16 protein-coding genes are annotated in these 17,630 nt (G+C 65.5%); 9 read left to right on the forward strand and 7 right to left on the reverse strand.

Going from position 1 to position 17,630, the window contains the following annotated elements:
- Nucleotides 1–42: 42 nt before the first annotated feature.
- Both L284_RS40545 and L284_RS40550 read left to right on the forward strand, forming a co-directional pair.
- Nucleotides 43–657: a DUF4136 domain-containing protein gene (locus tag L284_RS40545; RefSeq protein WP_021235114.1), complete on the forward strand. Its 615-nt coding sequence runs from the start codon at nt 43–45 to the stop codon at nt 655–657.
- Nucleotides 654–1,811 carry a M14 family metallopeptidase gene (locus tag L284_RS40550; protein ID WP_021235115.1) on the forward strand — a complete coding sequence of 386 codons (1,158 nt, stop codon included), beginning with the start codon at nt 654–656 and terminating at the stop codon, nt 1,809–1,811. The genes L284_RS40545 and L284_RS40550 overlap by 4 nt, the downstream gene beginning before the upstream one ends.
- A 192-nt stretch (nt 1,812–2,003) precedes the next feature.
- Here the strand turns inward: L284_RS40550 and L284_RS0124530 are convergent, their stop codons facing one another.
- The 4 genes from L284_RS0124530 to L284_RS40565 all read right to left on the reverse strand — a co-directional run bounded on the left by L284_RS0124530 (nt 2,004) and on the right by L284_RS40565 (nt 4,472).
- Nucleotides 2,004–2,636, reverse strand: coding sequence for an RBBP9/YdeN family alpha/beta hydrolase (locus L284_RS0124530; RefSeq protein WP_021235116.1), 633 nt, complete (start codon nt 2,634–2,636; stop codon nt 2,004–2,006).
- A 179-nt stretch (nt 2,637–2,815) separates the two neighbouring features.
- Nucleotides 2,816–3,265 (reverse strand): cytidine deaminase, encoded by a 450-nt coding sequence (locus L284_RS40555; RefSeq protein WP_021235117.1) that lies wholly within the window; start codon nt 3,263–3,265, stop codon nt 2,816–2,818.
- On the reverse strand, nt 3,262–3,978 hold the full coding sequence (locus L284_RS40560; protein ID WP_021235118.1) for a glycoside hydrolase family 25 protein: 717 nt from the start codon (nt 3,976–3,978) through the stop codon (nt 3,262–3,264). Before L284_RS40560 ends, L284_RS40555 begins: the two co-directional genes overlap by 4 nt.
- An 11-nt stretch (nt 3,979–3,989) precedes the next feature.
- Nucleotides 3,990–4,472, reverse strand: a complete 483-nt coding sequence (locus L284_RS40565; RefSeq protein ID WP_021235119.1) for a UPF0262 family protein — start codon at nt 4,470–4,472, stop codon at nt 3,990–3,992.
- A gap of 132 nt (nt 4,473–4,604) precedes the next feature.
- Here L284_RS40565 and L284_RS40570 point away from each other — a divergent pair, with 132 nt between their 5' ends.
- The gene (locus tag L284_RS40570; protein ID WP_021235120.1) at nt 4,605–6,116 is read left to right on the forward strand and encodes a replicative DNA helicase; all 1,512 of its coding nucleotides are present in this window, start codon (nt 4,605–4,607) and stop codon (nt 6,114–6,116) included.
- 19 nt (nt 6,117–6,135) lie between these two features.
- Nucleotides 6,136–6,876, forward strand: coding sequence for an SDR family NAD(P)-dependent oxidoreductase (locus L284_RS40575; RefSeq protein ID WP_021235121.1), 741 nt, complete (start codon nt 6,136–6,138; stop codon nt 6,874–6,876).
- Between the two features lie 42 nt (nt 6,877–6,918).
- Here L284_RS40575 and L284_RS40580 read toward each other — a convergent pair whose 3' ends face one another.
- Nucleotides 6,919–8,097, reverse strand: coding sequence for an aminotransferase (locus tag L284_RS40580; protein WP_021235122.1), 1,179 nt, complete (start codon nt 8,095–8,097; stop codon nt 6,919–6,921).
- Nucleotides 8,098–8,228: 131 nt separating this feature from the next.
- On the opposite strand from L284_RS40580, the gene L284_RS40585 reads away from it, so the two are divergent.
- Both L284_RS40585 and ftsH read left to right on the forward strand, forming a co-directional pair.
- Complete coding sequence (locus L284_RS40585) at nt 8,229–9,374, forward strand: sensor histidine kinase (protein WP_021235123.1); 1,146 nt, start codon at nt 8,229–8,231, stop codon at nt 9,372–9,374.
- Between the two features lie 111 nt (nt 9,375–9,485).
- Entirely contained in the window at nt 9,486–11,417 is a 1,932-nt protein-coding gene (gene ftsH / locus L284_RS40590) for an ATP-dependent zinc metalloprotease FtsH (protein ID WP_031342739.1), read from the forward strand.
- 492 nt (nt 11,418–11,909) lie between these two features.
- On the opposite strand, the gene L284_RS40595 is transcribed toward ftsH, so the two are convergent.
- On the reverse strand, nt 11,910–13,262 hold the full coding sequence (locus L284_RS40595) for an MFS transporter (protein WP_052018431.1): 1,353 nt from the start codon (nt 13,260–13,262) through the stop codon (nt 11,910–11,912).
- A gap of 76 nt (nt 13,263–13,338) precedes the next feature.
- The gene (locus L284_RS40600; protein ID WP_031342741.1) at nt 13,339–13,752 is read right to left on the reverse strand and encodes a MarR family winged helix-turn-helix transcriptional regulator; all 414 of its coding nucleotides are present in this window, start codon (nt 13,750–13,752) and stop codon (nt 13,339–13,341) included.
- Nucleotides 13,753–13,862: 110 nt separating this feature from the next.
- Between L284_RS40600 and L284_RS40605 the strand changes: the two genes are divergently transcribed.
- From L284_RS40605 to L284_RS40615, 3 genes are all read left to right on the forward strand, one after another.
- Nucleotides 13,863–15,623, forward strand: a complete 1,761-nt coding sequence (locus tag L284_RS40605) for a chloride channel protein (RefSeq protein WP_021235127.1) — start codon at nt 13,863–13,865, stop codon at nt 15,621–15,623.
- Nucleotides 15,624–15,685: 62 nt separating this feature from the next.
- Nucleotides 15,686–16,348: a pentapeptide repeat-containing protein gene (locus L284_RS40610; RefSeq protein WP_021235128.1), complete on the forward strand. Its 663-nt coding sequence runs from the start codon at nt 15,686–15,688 to the stop codon at nt 16,346–16,348.
- 93 nt (nt 16,349–16,441) lie between these two features.
- On the forward strand, nt 16,442–17,497 hold the full coding sequence (locus tag L284_RS40615; RefSeq protein WP_407635849.1) for a LacI family DNA-binding transcriptional regulator: 1,056 nt from the start codon (nt 16,442–16,444) through the stop codon (nt 17,495–17,497).
- Nucleotides 17,498–17,630: the final 133 nt, after the last annotated feature.

Here is a 17,630-nt window from a genome sequence, read left to right on the forward strand (position 1 = left end):
GAGGCACTTGCTCTTGAGAGCATGCCCCCTGGAGAGCATGACATGAACCAAACCGCTCGCTCGATCGCCCTTGCCGCCTTTCTCGCCGGCGGTCTTGCGCTGGGAGGTTGCGCCGCGCAAGTCGGCCCGGTCGAAGTCACACGCTTCAGCGCTCCCGATGCGCCGATGCTGGGCCGCGGCGTGATCCGCGTCGACCCCGCCAGCCCACAGGACGCTTCCAGCCTGGAATTCCGGACTTATGCCGCCGCCGTGGCGCAGGAACTTGCGAAAGTGGGCTATCGGCAAGCCCTCCCCGGCGAAGCGGTGCGGGACACTCAGGTCGCCATTCTTTCGGTGGAGCGCCAAGTCTATCAACCCGGCCGACAGGGCAGCCCCGTCTCGGTCGGGGTCGGCGGCGCCACCGGAAGCTACGGTTCGGGGCTGGGTCTTGGTCTCGGCATCAATCTCGCCGGCAGACCGCAGGACCAGGTCGACACCCGGATGCACGTCATGATCAAGGATCGTCCTGACGGACGCACCATCTGGGAAGGCCGCGCCGCCTTCACCGTGGGATCCAAGTCTCCTGTCGCGCAGACCTCGCTTGGCGCTGCAAAAATGGCCGAAGCTCTTTTCAAGGGCTTTCCGGGCAGGTCGGGCGAAACTATCCTGGTGAAATGACCAGCATCCAGATTTCATCCGCTTTCGATTCCGGCAACATCGAAGTTCTTTCCACGCAGGGCACCACGGCGCGCCTCAAGATCCGCCGCGACCATTGCTCCGATTTCTTCCAGTGGTTCCACTTCCGCGTCAGCGGCGCCCCTGGCCGGTCGATCGCCGGCGAGGAACTGGTGCTGAAGATAACCGGGCTGAATGCTTCCGCCTATCCGATGGGTTGGCCGGAATACCGCGCCTGCGCTTCGGAAGACCGGCAGTTCTGGGGCCGCGCGGAAACCTCGTGGGATGGCAGCGAGGACGGCGGCACCCTCACGATCCGCCACACGCCGGAAGGCGAGCTGGCCTGGTTCGCCTACTTCGCGCCCTACACGATGGAGCGCCATCACGACCTGATCTCCTCGCTGAGCGGACTGGAGGACGTCGACTACCGCCTGCTCGGCACCACGCTCGACGGACGGCCGCTCGATTGCCTGTCGATGGGCGAAGGCGAGGCGCAGGTCTGGCTCTACGCGCGGCAGCACCCCGGCGAATCGATGGCCGAATGGTGGATGGAAGGCGCTCTGGAAGTGCTGGCGGACCCTGCCGATTCGGTCGGCCGCGAACTGCGCAAGCGGTGCCGCTTCCATGTCGTGCCCAACATGAATCCCGACGGCTCGGCACGCGGGCACTTGCGAACCAACGCCGCCGGCGTGAACCTCAACCGCGAATGGGAGACCCCCAGCGCCGAAAAGTCGCCCGAAGTGCTGGCGATCCTGGCCGCCATGGATGAAACCGGCGTGGACTTCGCCATGGACATCCACGGCGACGAGGCGATCCCGGCCGTATTCATGGCGGGCTTCGAAGGCATCCCCTCGCTCAAGGCCGAGCAGAAGCAGGGCTACGACCGCTACACCGCGATCCTCGAACGCCGTACACCGGACTTCCAGACAAAGCTGGGCTATCCCATCACCCGGCCCGGCAAGGGCAACCTGACGATGTCGACCAACCAGCTTGCCGAGCGCTTCGGGGCCGTGTCGATGACGCTGGAAATGCCGTTCAAGGACCACGACGAGGCGGCCGATCCGCGCCAGGGCTGGAGTCCCGAGCGCTCCGCGCAGCTCGGCAAGGACTGCATGGGCGCGCTGCTGGAGTGGTTCGTGGAGCGGGAAAGGAAGTAAAGGGAAGACGCAGGGGTTACTACCCCTGCACCCCCGTTACCGTCGAGGTCAGGCACCACCTGACCGTTGCGCGCCCATGGCTGGTTCGGGAGACTTACTGGCTGCGCAGCAGGGAGCGCACAACGTCAAGCCGCGTACGAGGCAGCCATTGCGAGGGTCTGGAGGAGCATCCCCCAGGACTTCCCCTGTCTTTCAAATCCCCGCCCATTGCCGCAAGGCCTGCCGCACCGCGAGGTTCTCGTCATAACTCCACGAGGGCGATACCGAAGCTCCCGGCACTTCGCCCAGCAGATCCTGCAGCATCATCCAGCCTCCTGCCCAATCTCCTCGCATATCGTCGCAGACCGGGGACGAGCCCCAGTCCTTGGCGAGCCGGATCATCGAGCGCTGCCGCGTCGCCGGAGCGTCGAGATCGCCAACCATAAACGAGGTGAAGGGCAATGTCTGCCGCGGACAGGCGCCGAAGCGAGCGAGGCGGCGGTCTGCGCCGGGAAGGTCCATGTTCGGCGGATTGACGACGATGGCGCCCAGCACCGGGTTCTCCGGCCCCACGCCTTCGAACTCCACCCACCACGCCAGCGCGAGAGCAGCGATGTCGTCCGTGACGATCACCACAGGCCGATCGGCGCGGCGAATGGCGAGGTTGAGCTTGTTGACCCAGGTGTTGCGGTGCGGTTCGTCCCAGAGACCAAGTTCCAGAAGCCGGCAATGCTCGCTCCAGCGCGCCCAGCGGCTCATCCAGTGCCCTTCGGCAAGGGGAACGCCGGGCACCAGGAGGATCAGGGGCACATGATCCTGCTCACGGGGATAACGATAGTGTGTCATGGAGTGCTCCAACGCTGTCGGGGAAACCGCCGGTCGACTCTGTCTACGTCCCGACGCCAAGCACCACAACTCAACTGAATAAGTTGACAATAGGATTCCGATGAAGCGATGCTGATCCGCGTCACTTCGAGATCGAAGCTAAACGACTCGGCATCGCCGTTCCTGCTATATTGCCGAAACTAAAGAAGGTTGGCCGGACCGAAGGCGTGGGGAAGCAGCTGCGACAACCGCGTCTCCAGCACGGTATCACCCCCATCGCACCAGATCATCGGATCCGTGCCGCCGATCTGGGCGATCTCGTTGAGTATCTGACGGCAGCGCCCGCACGGCGTGACGGTATCGCCCTGCCCCGCCGCGCCCGGGGCCCCACCGGTAACCGCCACGGCTTCCAGCGTGCCGCCATTCTCGCGGAAGGTGCCGGAGGAGAGGATCGCGGATACCGCCACCGTCTCGGCACAAAGCGACAGGCCATAGCTGGCATTCTCGACATTGGCGCCGGTGATCACCGAGCCGTCTCCCAGCAGGAGCGCGGCGCCGACGTGGAACTTGGAATAGGGGGCATAAGCGCGGGTCGCGGCCTCGCGCGCGGCAACGAGCAGAGCGTCGCGCTGTTGGGTGCTGAAGGTCATGGCTGCACCACTACCCAGCGCAGGCCCTCTTGCGCAATCTCGTTGGACAGCGATCCGTTCGCCGTCCACAGCGACCATGGCCGGCCGCCGTAGTCCGGCAGGAAGCGGTCGCGTACCAGCCAGAGATTGCGGTCGAGCTTGGCGGCGATGCGGTAGCGGGCCTCGAAGGCCTTGCTCACCTTGAGAATGACCGGCTTGCCGGCGTGCGTCTCGATCTGGTTGATGAACGTCATCAGTTCGCTCTCGACTTTCGCGTCCGACACGTTGGCCGGACAATGATCGGCCAGGATGTCGAGGTCGATCGCGGGCGGCAGCAGCGCCGAATCGCGCGGCACGGTGGTCACGAAATTCGCCGACTGCATCTCCGCGGGTTGGCAGGGATCGTAGCGATGGACTGCTCCGACTTGCAGGCCCGCCGCTTTCGCCGCCACGAAATTGCCGACGAAGCGCGGATCGCGGGCGAAGGCGCTGACGCTCGCGCTGGCATCGATATAGGCGAAGTCGACGCCGACCGCCTTGAGCGAATTCCAGTTCACCTCGCCGTCGGCGGCGCCGATCTCCACGCCCTGCACCGGATAAATTTCCCGCTCCGGAGTCCAATGCCGCAGATGCCACCAGCCCCAGGCTCCGGCCAGCATCGCCAGCAGCAGCAAGGCCGCCACGATTTGCCACAAGATGCGCGCGCGCACCCCGGCGCCTCCCGATCGTGCCATGTGAAGCCCCTTCAGCCGCGAATATGCAGGACGCAGATCAGCGTGAACAGCCTGCGTGCGGTGGGGTGATCGGTCTCTATCTTGCCTTCCAGCCTTTCGAGAAGCGTTTCGGCAGCCGCATCGTGAATGCCGCGCCGCGCCATGTCGATCGTCTCTATCTCCTGCGCGGAGGCTCTTCGAATCGCCTGGTAATAGCTTTCGCAGACCGCGAAGTATTCCCGCACCGGTCGGCGGAGCCGCGCCAGGCCCAGCACCATGGCTTCGAGCGGATTGCCGGCCTCATCTCCTATTTCCAGCGAGAGCCGCCCGTCGCGAACCGCAAGGCGCAGGCGATAGGGCCCTTCGTGCCCGGCATCGAAGGCGCGAAGAGGCTTGAAGACGTTGTCTTCGATGAGGTCGAAAATGGCAATGCGCCGCTCCTGCTCGATATCGGCGTTGCGCCACAGGATGGTCGCGTCGTCCAGTTCGATATGGGAGATGCGCGGATCGGACATATTCCCTTGCCCTTTACGCGCTCGCAGCATGGCCCGGCAAGGGCAAGTCGTTTCGTTCACACCCTGTGGAATAATATCGCCGCCCTGCTCGCTTGCTGGCACGGGGCGAGTTGAGGCATTGTCGGCATCCTCATGTCACAAACTGCCGCCATTGCGCTTGCCCCAGAGGCTGAAGCCCGCACCCTGCCTGCCAACGTCGAGGCCGAGGCCGCCTTCCTGGGCGCCGTCCTGATCGACAACCGGGTGATCGAGGAACTGCAGACGCAGCTATCGCCTACGCACTTTTACGAGCCCGTTCACGCCCGCATCTACGAGCGCATTCTCCAGTTGCTGGATCGCAAGGCGGTGGTCACGCCCGTCACCCTGCGTCCCTATTTCGAATCGGACGAGGCGTTGAAGGCGCTGGGCGGCGTGTCTTACCTCGCCCGACTCACCGCCGATGGACAGGGCCTGCTCGCCCCGCGCGAACTGGCGGATCAGATCTACGATCTTGCCCTGCTGCGCGAACTGATCTCGGTGGGCCGCAATCTCGTGGCCGAAGCCATGGATACGTCCGAATCAGTCGAGCCCATGGAGCAAGTGGAACGGGCCGAAGCCGCGCTCTACAAGGTGGCTGAGGGCGCTTCGACCACAAACGAGGCCAAGAGCTTCGCCAGCGCCACCCGCGCCGCCATCGGCGCCATTGAAAAGGCGTTCAATTCGGGCGGCCACATCTCGGGCAAGACCACCGGCCTTAACTCGGTCAACGCCAAGATCGGCGGCCTGCACGATTCCGACCTCATCATCCTGGCCGGCCGCCCCGGCATGGGCAAGACCTCACTCGTCACCAACATCGCCTTCAACGCGTCGGACCGGCTTCAGCGCGATCTGGCGGACGGCATTCCCGTCGAAAAATCGGTAGGCGCCGCAACCGCGTTCTTCAGCCTCGAAATGAGCGCCGACCAGCTCGCCACGCGTATCCTGGCCGAGCAGTCCGGCATCAGCTCCGAAGCCTTGCGCATGGGCAAGATCAGCCGCGAGGACTTCCAGCAGCTTTCCTTTGCGTCTCAAAGACTGGCAGAGCTGCCCCTGTTCATCGACGACACGCCCGGGCTCACCATCGCCGGCCTGCGTACCCGTGCGCGCCGGCTCAAGCGCCGCCACAACATCGGCCTGGTCATCATCGACTACCTGCAGCTTCTGCAGGGATCGGGCCGTGCCAACGACAATCGCGTGAACGAGATCTCCGAAATCTCCCGCGGTCTCAAGACGCTGGCCAAGGAACTGCAGGTCCCGGTGATCGCGCTCTCGCAGCTGTCCCGTGCCGTGGAGTCGCGCGAAGACAAGCGGCCGATGCTGTCGGACCTCCGCGAATCGGGCTCGATCGAGCAGGACGCCGACATGGTCTGGTTCGTGTTCCGCGAGGACTATTACGCGAAGGGCGTCGAACCCCGCGAGCCGGGCGACAACGATCCACCGGACGTCCATGCCAAGTGGAACGAATGGCGCGAGCACATGGAGCGGATCACGGGCCTTTCCGAACTGATCATCGCCAAACAGCGTCACGGCGCCACCGGCAAGGTCCGCCTGCGCTTCGAAGCCAGGATCACCAAGTTCTCCGATCTTGCCGACGACGACATGCGCGCCGCATTCGAAAGCGACTGATCTTCCCAGAAGGAACCCGATGAGCGATCAGAAAGTCCTGCTTCTCGCGGGTGGCAGCGGATCGATCGGCAGTGCCATCGCTCGCCAGGCCCTGGCCCATGGCTGGAAGGTCGCGCTACACGGACGGACGCCGGAAAAAGTGACGGCGCTGGTCACCGGCCTGTCCTATCTCGGCACCGTGGACGGCTTCATCGCGGATGTCTGGGAAGAGGAGGCCGCCGAAAGCCTGATCGCGGAAGTGGTCGAGCAGTATGGCCGCCTGGACGCGGTGATCGACTGCGTTTCCACCGGGCCGCTCGGCATAACCGGTCTCCTGCCGGAGACCGCGCCCGAGACTTTCGGAGACTTTCTCAACGTATCGGTCGGCTGGGTGGAGCGGCTCGCCCTGGCGAGCTACGGGTTCCTTGCCACGCAGGGCGGAACCTTCATCGCGCTCGTCTCCGACGCCGGCATCTACGCCGCCGCCCGGCAAAGCCTGATAGGCGCCGCCAGAGCCGGGACGATCGGCTTCATCCGTAATTTCGCGGTGGAAGCCGCCCGCGACGGCATTCGCGCCCATGCCCTTTCCACCAGCTTCGTGGAAGGCAGCGACAGCGCGATTCGCAGGGGTTCGGAACGCATGGCCCGGGCGGCCCGAAAAGCCGGACTGGGATTGCCGTCGGCGGACGACATCGCGCCGCTGGCGCTGTTCCTCTGCTCGGACGGAGCATCGAAAATCACCGGGCAAGTGATGAGCGTGAACGGCGGGATGAACGCCTGACGACAGGCGTGGCCGCGTCTTCTCACACGAGAGTGAAGCAAGTCAGCCGGCGAGCGCCATACGGAAACGGGCAAGTCGCCCGGCCGCCTCGTCCAGCACCTCATCCGGCTTTGTGAAGCAGAGGCGGACCAGGTGCTCCGGCACATTTTCCCCCTGGTAAAAAGCCGAAACCGGTACGGTCGCCACCCCCGCCTCGACGACCGCCCGCTCGCTGAACGCCCGGTCCGGGAGCGCGATACCGGACGCCGCAAGGTCGACGGTCAGGAACCACGTGGCCGCGTTGGGCAGCACCTCGAAGCCTGCCTGCGCAAGCCCCGTCTTCAACCGCTCCCGCCCCGCGCCCCATCCCGCTCGCTGACCTTCCAGCACGGCGCCCGGCAGCGAAAGCCCCTCCGCCACAGCCCACTGCAGCGGCACCGCGCTTGCAAAGGTCAGGAACTGGTGCGCGCGGGACAGTGCCGTCGCAAGGAGCCCCTCCGCGATCATCCAGCCGATCTTCCAGCCGGTCAGCCCGAAGATCTTGCCCGCCGAGCCGATCTTGACCGTCCGTTCCGCCATCCCCGGGAAAGTCATGAGGGAGCGGTGGGCAGTGCCGTCGAACCGGACTTCCTCCCACACCTCGTCGGAGATCGCGACAAGATCATGCTCCGCGCAGGTCCGGGCGATCGCGGCCAGTTCCTCGTGGCTGGCGACCGTACCCGCGGGGTTGAGCGGATCGTTCAGCACCAGCACCCGCGTCTTCGGCGTAACGGCTGCGGCCAGAGCCTCGGCCGGATAGCGAAATTGCGGCGGCGACAGCGCAATGGACACCGGAGCGCCGCCCGCCCGGCGCACCAGCGGCGCATAGGCATCGTAGGCGGGCTGGAACAGGATCACCTCGTCCCCCGGACTTACCAACGTGAAGAGCGCGGCGGCCAGCGCCTCGGTGGCACCGGAGGTCACGATCGCCTGCTCCGGTGCCAGCGTCAGCCCCTGTCGCCGGGCGTAATAGCCGCAAATCGCCTCCCGCAGTTCCTGCAAGCCCGCCCCCGGGGGATACTGGTTCGACCGATCGCGAAGGGCGCGGCCAGCGGCCTCGATCAGCTCTTGCGGCGGCGGACCGTCCGGAAAGCCCTGGCCGAGATTGATCGCGCCGTGCTCACGGGCAAGCGACGACATGCGGTCGAACACCGTCCGCTCCATATTCGCGTAGACCGGGTGGATCTTGCGAGCGGTCTTCATCGTCCCTGGTACTCCCGTCTCTGGTTCGTTCGCGGGGATGCCGGCCCTGTTGGAACCGGCACGCCTGTCTGCGCGTCTTTGCCCGATAGAAGCACCTTCCGCTTGCGCCGGAAAGGCCGCTCGGCCAGACATTGACCGGCGCCGCCTGGGCGGAGACAAGCCCCTGGGCGACGAGAGACTTTGCCAACGTGAACCCAGAGGCCCGATTTCCGATCCAGTTCATCGAACGCCTACCTCTGATTCCGCAGCGCCCGCTGGTGCGCTATGGCATCACTCTCCTGCTGTGCATTGCGGCGACCTGGATCCGCTGGGAACTGGATGACGCCTTTCCGCCCGGATATCCCTATCTCACGTTCTTTCCGGCGGTCATTCTTTCCTCGTTCCTGTTCGGCCCGCGTCCGGGCATCCTGGCCGCGCTGATATGCTGTTTCTGCGCATGGTACCTGTTCATCCCGCCGCGCTTCGGGTTTGCACTCGATTACCGGACGCTTGTTTCGCTCGTGTTCTATATTGGCGTAGTAGTGGTCGACATCACGCTCGTGCACCTGATGCAGAGAGCCAACGCCCGCCTCCATGCCGCGCAGGAGGAAGTCAAGGTGCTGGCCGAGCAGCGCGGCATCCTGGCCGAACGCACGGAACTGCTGTTTCAGGAACTCCAGCACCGCGTGGGCAACAATCTCCAGATGATCGGAGCCGTTCTCTCTTTGCAGATGCGCGGGCTTGACGAGCCGACCGCCCGCCGCGCCATCGGCGATGCCGCCGCGCGCCTTCAGGTGATCGGGCGCATTCAGCGGCAGCTCTACCGGTCTGACGGAGAACTGGTCCCGCTGGATCGTTTCGTCCGTGATCTTTCCGGGCAGATCATGGATTCAAACGGCCGGGAAGGCATAACCTGCAAGATCTACGTCGAGCCCGGCATCGTGCTGCGGCCGGACGCGGCGGTGCCGGTGGCTCTGATTCTCTCCGAAGCCATCGTCAATGCCCTCGAACATGGTCTGGCGCTCCGGGACGAAGGCACGATCCGCGTTTCGGTCCGCCGCGAATCGGGAGCCATCGCACTCACGGTCGAAGATGACGGCCAGGGACTGGCGGCCGGCTTCGACCTGGAACAAGCCCAATCAATCGGTCTGCGCATATCCAGAGTGCTGAGCCGCCAGTTGGAAGCACGCTTCGCTCTGGAAAACATCGTTGGAGAAAACATCGTTGGAAAATCAGCGCGAACCGGCACCAGAATGACCCTGCTGCTGCCGCCTTGCCGCGCCGCAGACCCCGAATAGAACAGCAATGTCGGGTCCGGGATCGGAAACTATTACACTGACAGGCTCTGCTAACTTGCGATTCAGCCGCCCGACCCTACATTGGCGGGCGAAAGGACGGTTTCTTCCAAGATGAACGACGATCAGCCTAGCGGCAATCCCTGGGTCAAGAGCCTGCTCGTATGGGGCGGGATCTTTCTCGCGCTCCTCATGGTGGTATCCATGTTCAATACCCGCAGCGAGAGCGGGCCGATGATCGCCTATTCCGATTTCCGCGCCAAAGTCGCCGAAGGCAGCGTCGACAGCGTCGAAGTCGGTCAGGACAGCATCGACGGCAAGATGAAGAACGGCGATTCGTTCCGCACCGTTCCGGTCCCGGGCGATACCACGCTGACGCCCCTGCTCCAGCAGAGCGGCGTCAAGTATGCCGGCAAGACGCCTGAGGAAGGCAGCCTTCTGGTCTACATCCTCGCACAGACCCTGCCCTTCCTGCTGATTGTCGGCATCGCCTTCTTCGCGCTCCGTCAGGTCCAGAAGGGCGGCGGCTCGGGCGCGATGGGCTTCGGCAAGTCCAAGGCCAAGATGCTGACCGAGCGCTCGGGCCGCGTCACTTTCGACGACGTGGCGGGCATCGACGAGGCACGCGAGGAATTGGAAGAAATCGTCGAGTTCCTGCGCGATCCCACCCGCTTTTCGAAGCTGGGCGGCCAGATCCCCAAGGGCGCGCTGCTGGTCGGCTCGCCTGGTACCGGCAAGACCCTGCTCGCCCGCGCCATCGCCGGTGAGGCAGGCGTGCCGTTCTTCACGATCTCCGGCTCGGACTTCGTGGAGATGTTCGTCGGCGTCGGCGCATCGCGCGTACGCGACATGTTCGAACAGGCCAAGAAGAACGCCCCCTGCATCGTCTTCATCGACGAAATCGACGCGGTCGGCCGTCATCGCGGCCACGGCCTCGGCAATTCGAACGACGAGCGCGAGCAGACGCTGAATCAGCTGCTTGTCGAGATGGACGGGTTCGAGGCGAACGAAGGCATCATCATCATCGCGGCAACCAACCGCCCCGACGTGCTCGACCCTGCCTTGCTGCGTCCGGGCCGCTTCGACCGTCAGGTCGTGGTGCCCGTGCCCGATATCGAGGGCCGCGAGAAGATCCTCGCCGTGCACATGAAGAAGGTGCCCCTCGCCCCCGACGTCAATGCCCGCGTGATCGCGCGCGGCACACCGGGCTTCTCCGGTGCCGACCTCGCCAACCTCGTGAACGAGGCCGCCCTGCTCGCCGCGCGCCGCAACAAGCGCCTGGTCGCCATGCAGGAGTTCGAGGACGCCAAGGACAAGGTCATGATGGGCGCGGAACGCCGCTCCATGGTCATGACCGACGACGAGAAGAAGATGACCGCCTACCACGAGGCCGGCCATGCCATCGTCTCGCTGCACGAGGCGGCTTCGGACCCGATCCACAAGGCCACGATCATCCCGCGCGGCCGCGCACTGGGCATGGTCATGCGCCTGCCGGAGCGGGACAGCTACTCGTATCATCGCGACAAGATGCTGGCGAACCTCTCGGTCGCCATGGGCGGCCGCGTGGCGGAAGAGATCATCTTCGGCTACGACAAGGTTTCCTCGGGCGCCTCCTCGGACATCCAATATGCCACCAGCCTGGCCCGCAACATGGTCACCAAGTGGGGCATGTCGGACAAGCTCGGCCCGCTCCAGTACGAGGAAAGCCAGGAAGGTTACCTCGGCATGGGCGGCTCGCACCGCACGATGGCCTCGGACGAGACCAACAAGGTGATCGACAGCGAAATCCGCGGCCTTGTCGATAACGCCCATGCCCGCGCGACCCAGTTGCTCAACGAACATAGCGAGCAGTTGGAATCGCTGGCACAGGCCTTGCTCGAATACGAAACCTTGTCGGGTGAAGAGATCAACCAGCTTCTCGAATCCGGCAGGATCGACCGGCCCAGCGAGCCGCGCGGCCCCGGAGCCCCGCGCCCGCTGACCGGCTCGTCCATCCCCAAGGCCGGTCGCCGCTTTTCCGGCGGCGCCGCGCCGCAAGGCGTCTGAAGCGGCAGGATTTCGGAAACACCTGGGACACGAGTTCTCCCTCGGGAGAATGCAGGAGGAGGCGCAAGACTTCAGGGTCTTGCGCCTCTTTGCTTGTCCGTCGTTCAACCTGAGATTTTGACAATCCCGATGATTGCGGAAGCACGCGCTGCGCAGCTTCGGCCCGGGAGAGCGCCGGTCAGCGTGGAGGTTGCCTGCACCAAGACAAGCGCATGGCGGCTTTGCCCGCTTCCAAGATCGTGTTGGGATCTATCGCCGCAAGCGAGGGGTGCGCCGATGGTCAGGTTGAAGCCCCACAATCGCGCCGATAAGGCTGCCTTCTGGCCGAGGCGCAAGCGCGCTCTTCGCGGGATGCAGGCAAAAAGAAAGCCGGCCACAAGGGCCGGCTGGAAAGTCTTGGGAGAGGATGCCTGAAAGGCCCCGCCGCTTTAGCCGGTTCCTCGGAACCATCAATTGCTGATCATGCAATCTCGATTGCGTCTTGGCCGTGCGTCATGTGTAAACAGGCTTTTTTCGCAAGCCCGACCGGACCGGTCCGACGCGGTTCGACACGAGCAAGCCGGCGAGCCCCGCAATGACCGACGGCAGGACATAGGCCAGGCGGACGGCGAGGGACGCGCCCGATCCCGTGGAACCGCCTGCCTCGAAGCCTGACAGCCCGATCAGGAACAGTCCCAGCCCTGCCCCCAACCCAAGTGCCAGCTTCAGAGTCACGCTGGATAGCGCGTAATAGGTGCCCGACAGCCGCGCGCCGTTGGCCGCGCCCTTCTCCGCCACGTCGGCCACCATCACCCGCAGCAGCATGTACTCTATGCCGCAAGTCAACCCGCGCAGCGCGAGGAACAGGCCGAACAGAACCGTGCTGCCTTCCGGTACGACAAGAGCCAGCGGCATTGCCAGCGCCTGCCAGGCGTAGCCGATCGTCAGCACGTTCCGCCGCCCCAGCCGGTTCGCCAGCCCGGTCCAGAGGGGCAAAGTGAAAAGCGCCATGACCGGCTGGATCAGCAGCAAGGTCGCCGCCTGCCCGGTCAGCCCAAGCACCGGCTCGACCAGAAACAGGAAAGTGCTGGCAGTGGAGGCGTCGGCAATACCGCAGAGCAGGTAAAGGAACAGGATGCGCCGCAGGGCGGGGTCCCGCATCATCCCCGCGAGCAGTTGCGGCAGCGGTTGGCTCATTTTCGCAACCTGCTTTCGCCGCTCTGGCGGCCGTTCCCGAAACTTCGCGAGCACGGCCAGGATGGTGACGGGTGCGGCGATGGCGATCACCGTTCCGAAAACCGTCGCCAGCGCGCGGATACCGAAGCCGTAACTTCGCTCCAGCACGCCGATCGTCGCCAGCATGGCCATCGACCCGAACACCCCGAACCAGACTTTCGCGCCCATGATGCGGGTCCGCTCCTCCTCATCGTCCGACAGTTCGAGGCCCCAGCCGCCGTGAGGCGTGACGATGAACGAGTAGCCGACATGAAGCAGTACACCCGCGCCGATCACCCGGACGAGCTCGGCGCCCGGCGGCGCGAGAAACAGCAGGAGCGCCCCGACCGGCACCAGCAGCGCCCCCGCAGCCATCCAGGGTGCCCGCCGGCCAAAACGGGTGGCGACATTATCGCTGATCCAGCCGATCGCCACGTCGGCCACCGCATCGAGCACGCGAACGCCGAGCATCAGCGCGCCGACCACGGCCAAGGCCACGCCGACCGACTGGTTCAGGAACACGGGAAGATAGGCCCGCCAGGTCAGTTCCACCGCCTGAAACAGCAGCACCGGCAGCGAGAACACCGCCAGCCCCGCCAAACCGAGGCGGCGGGAATCGCGCTGGGCGGAAGAGAGATCGCCAGGGTTCACGCGCGAGCGCCTAGCGTCTGTCGATGACACATGCGTGACGAGGCCGGCCAATGCCAAGCCTATCCTGCCGCCCCTGTCATCCCTCCAGCTTTTCCAGAATGTCCACCAGCAAGGGCCGCAAGCGGCGGATCTCCTCGCGATGGGTGGCACTGAGCCGATCCAGCTTGTCGTGGGCCAGATCCGTGAGCGCCAGCAGCGCCTGCCGCTTGTCGTTCGGGGAAGCCCGGCGCTCGACCAGGCCCAGCGCGACCAGCCTGTCCACCAGCCCGGTCGCGCTGTGGGGCTTGAGTATCAGCCGCTCGGCGACGTGGCCGATCGTCGAGGTTTCCGGCGGAGCCGCGCGGATCACCAGCATGGCCTGGTGCTGCTGCGGCGTAAGGCCGCATTCGGCGGCCCGGCTTTCGCTAAATGCCTGGAACCGGCGCAGGGAAAAGCGAAAATCGGCCAGAGCCGCATAATCGGCTTCGGTCAGCGTTGAAGTCTCGGACATTACGGCATCGAACACGGTGGCGGAATAAAAACGGGCATCGCTCAAGTCTGCCCCGGCCGCTCGCATGTCAATCTTGATATATGTCGTATTGCGATATACCTGCGCGAACCATGTCCTCGCCGATTCTCTTCGCGCCCCGCGGCCCGCTGGCCGATCACAGCGCCGATCGCCGCATGCTCCTCCTCGCCGCCGCCGCTCTGGTCGTGGGCACGGGCGGCGCGGTGGGGGCCTGGGTCCTGCTCAAGTCCATCGCGATCGCGACGAACCTGTTCTGGTTCGGCCGGCTTTCCGCCGATCCGGCGGCCATCACCGACAATGCTCTCGGGATCTGGCTCGTCGCCATTCCGGTAATCGGCAGCCTGATCGTGGGCCTGATGGCGCGTTTCGGTTCGGACAAGATCCGCGGACACGGCATTCCCGAGGCGATCGAGGCGATCCTCTTCGGCGAGAGCCGTCTCTCGCTGAAAGTGGCGCTGCTGAAGCCGCTGTCCTCGGCGATCTCGATCGGCAGCGGCGGTCCGTTCGGCGCGGAAGGTCCGATCATCATGACTGGCGGCGCGATAGGCTCGCTGTTCGCCCAGTCGTTCCACCTCAGCGCCGCCGAGCGCAAGACCCTGCTGGTGGCCGGTGCGGCGGCGGGGATGACCGCCATCTTCGGAACGCCGATGGCCGCGATCCTGCTCGCGATCGAGGTGCTGCTGTTCGAATGGAAACCCCGCAGCTTCGTGCCGGTGGTGCTTGCCGTGCTGGTCTCGTTCCTCTGGCGCCCGCTGCTCATCGAGGCCGGGCCTCTCTTCCCCGTTCACCACGCGCTGGGCCTGAGCCCCCTGCTCGTCGCTTTGGCGCTCGGCCTTGGCGTGCTCACCGGCGCACAGGCGGCCGTGCTGTCCTCGCTGCTTTACAAGATCGAGGACCTGTTCGGCCGCTTGCCCCTGCACTGGATGTGGTGGCCGGCGCTCGGCGGCCTCGTCGTCGGACTGGGCGGGCTGATCGACGCGCATGTTCTGGGCGCAGGCTACGACAGTATCCGCGGCTTGCTCGACGGATCGCTGGCGACCCGGGTGGCCGTGGCGCTGCTGCTGGTCAAGGCGACGGTCTGGCTGGTCGCCTTGGGATCGGGCACCTCCGGCGGCGTTCTTGCGCCGCTGCTGCTGCTGGGCGGCGCTCTTGGATTTCTGCTCGGGCAGTTCCTTCCCGGCGGCGGTGCGCTCTGGGCGCTTGCGGGCATGGCCGGGATCCTCAGCGGCGCGATGCGGGCGCCGCTCACCGCCGCGCTCTTCGCGGTGGAACTGACCGGCGACTTTGCGATGCTGCCACTGACCCTCGCCGCTTCCGCCGGGGCCTATGCCATCAGCGTGCTCGTCATGCGCCGCTCGATCCTGACCGAGAAGATCGCCCGGCGCGGCCGCCATGTCCTGCAGGAGTATACCGTCGACCCGCTCGATTTCCTCCAGGCCGATCAGGTCATGACCCCCGCTCCCGAGACGCTGCCGGACGACATGACCGTGGCCGAGGCCCTCGCCTTCTTCGACGCGGAGGATCGTCACCGCAGCTATCCCGTGGTGGACGGCGAGGGACGGCTTACCGGCCTGCTCTCTCGCTCGGACATTCTGCGCTGGCGATTGGACGGCGCCCCGGTCGCGGCGTCCCTGGTGGAGGCGCTTTCCGATGCCTCGCAGCCAAGCGGCACGCCCAGCGATCCCTTGGCCCGCATTGCCGATCTCATGGTCGAATCCGGCTCCGGCCGCGTCCCCATCGTCGACGCGGAAACGCGGCAGGTGGTCGGCATCCTGACCCGGCACGACATGCTGAAAGTACGCCATCTCCATCGCACATTGGAACGTGAGCGCAGCCAGCGCCTCCCGTCCTGACCTGACCGGACTTCGGCCATCCCGGCCATTGCCATCCGCGCGGGCTGCGGCATAAGGCGCGCATGAACCAGGCCGTCGTCACCCGCGCAGATCTGCTGGAGTCCTGCTCGGACGGCCTCCGCACCCTCGTCGACTGTGTTCTCGACGAGGGAGACTTTTCCGGCCTGGACCTGACTGAGACCACATTCGAGCGGTGCTCCCTGCGGCGAGCCCGCTTCGACGGTGCCGACCTTACCGGCGCGCGGTTCCTGCGCTGCCGAGGGCCGGAAGCCTCCTTCATCCAGGCCGAACTCGCCGAGGCGGCGATGACCGGATGCGACTTCAGCAATGGCCTGCTCCGCCGGGCCAGGCTCACCTCGGCCCGAATCCAGGGCACCAAGCTGGTGGGGGCCGACTTCACCGACGCGGGCCTGCTGGGCACGACTTTCCAGGAAGTCCTGCTGTCTTTCGCCAAGCTGCCGGGGATGTCGTTCCGCAAGGCAAAGCTGCAGCGGATCGACTTTTCCGATGCCGATCTGCGCAAGTGCGACTTCCGGCTCACCCAGTTCGAAGACTGCTCACTGCGCGGTGCCAGCCTTGACGGAAGCCGCTTCGAGCAGGCGGACTTGCGCGGCGCCGATCTCGGCGGCATCGAACTGCGCGACGCGCGCCTGTTTCGAGGAGCGGTGATCTCCCGCCTGCAGGCGGCGGAACTGCTGTCGCAACTGGGCCTGGAAGTGCGCTGACCTCGGTCCGAAGCGAAAGGTGCAGCCGCGGCACCGGCCTGCACTGAAAATGCCTTGTGGGCATTTTTCAAAGAGGCGCTAAGGCATTGCTCGATGTCCATGAACGATGCCACGAGGCCGAAGCCTCCCACACTCCACGACGTGGCGGAGCGCGCCGGCGTTTCCGCGATGACCGCCTCCCGCGCGCTGAACGGGAAGCCGCGTGTCAGTGCCGAGACCCGCGAGGCGGTGGCTCGCGCCGTGGCCGAGCTTGGCTATGTGCCCAATACCTCGGCGCGGATGTTGGCCGGCCGCAGCGTTCGGCGCATCGCCCTGCTTCATGGCGGCGCCACGACATCCGCCTATCTGGGCGAACTTCTGCTGGGCGCGCTCAATGAAGCGCCCGCCCGCAACGTCCATCTCACCGTCGAGCAATGCCCGGATCGAGCCTCGATGGACGAACTGGTCGCGCAGATCGTCGAGGCCCATGTCGCCGGCGTGATCCTGCCGCCGCCGCTCTGCGACCGGCCCGAGCTGCTCGCCGGGCTGGCCGCCGCCGGCATCGCGATGGTCGCCGTCGCCCCGGACCGGGAAGAGGACGCCACCGCCTCCGTCTCCACGGACGACCGCAGCGCCGCCTACGAGATGACGAGCCATCTCATCGAACTCGGCCATCGCCGGATCGCCTTCATCGAAGGCACCAGCCGCCACCGCAGCAGCACCCGCCGGCGCCGCGGCTACATGGATGCGCTGCGGGACCACGACCTTCCGGTCGACGAGGACATCGTCGTTGCCGGCGACTTTTCCTATCGTTCGGGACTGATCGCGGCGGAGCGGCTGCTGGCGAGCGGCGATCGGCCGACCGCGATCTTCGCCTGCAACGACGACATGGCCGCCGCCGCCGTGGCCATCGCACACCAGCACAAGATCAGCGTGCCCGGCGATCTCTCGATCTGCGGTTTCGACGACACGCCGCTGGCCGACGCGATCTGGCCCCGCCTGACCACGATCCGGCAGCCGATCAAGGAAATGAGCGGCAAGGCCATGGAAATGCTGTGCGCGCGGCTCTGGCCGGACGGTTCCGAGGAAGCCGCGCTGCCTCGGCACTTGCGCCTTCCCTTCGAACTGCGCCGCCGCCAGTCCGACGCCGTGCCCCGGATCGACCGTTAGACCAGAAACTTAGGGCGTAAACTCATAAATAGCACCATCGAGGTTTGAGGCAAAATGGTTCAGCGCAAGGAAGGAAGCCGCAGGAATACGTCCGTATTTCCAGGTTTCCTGACGAAGCGATGGACCATTTTGC

Origin of the sequence: Novosphingobium lindaniclasticum LE124, from assembly GCF_000445125.1 — a bacterium.
Taxonomy (GTDB): domain Bacteria; phylum Pseudomonadota; class Alphaproteobacteria; order Sphingomonadales; family Sphingomonadaceae; genus Novosphingobium; species Novosphingobium lindaniclasticum.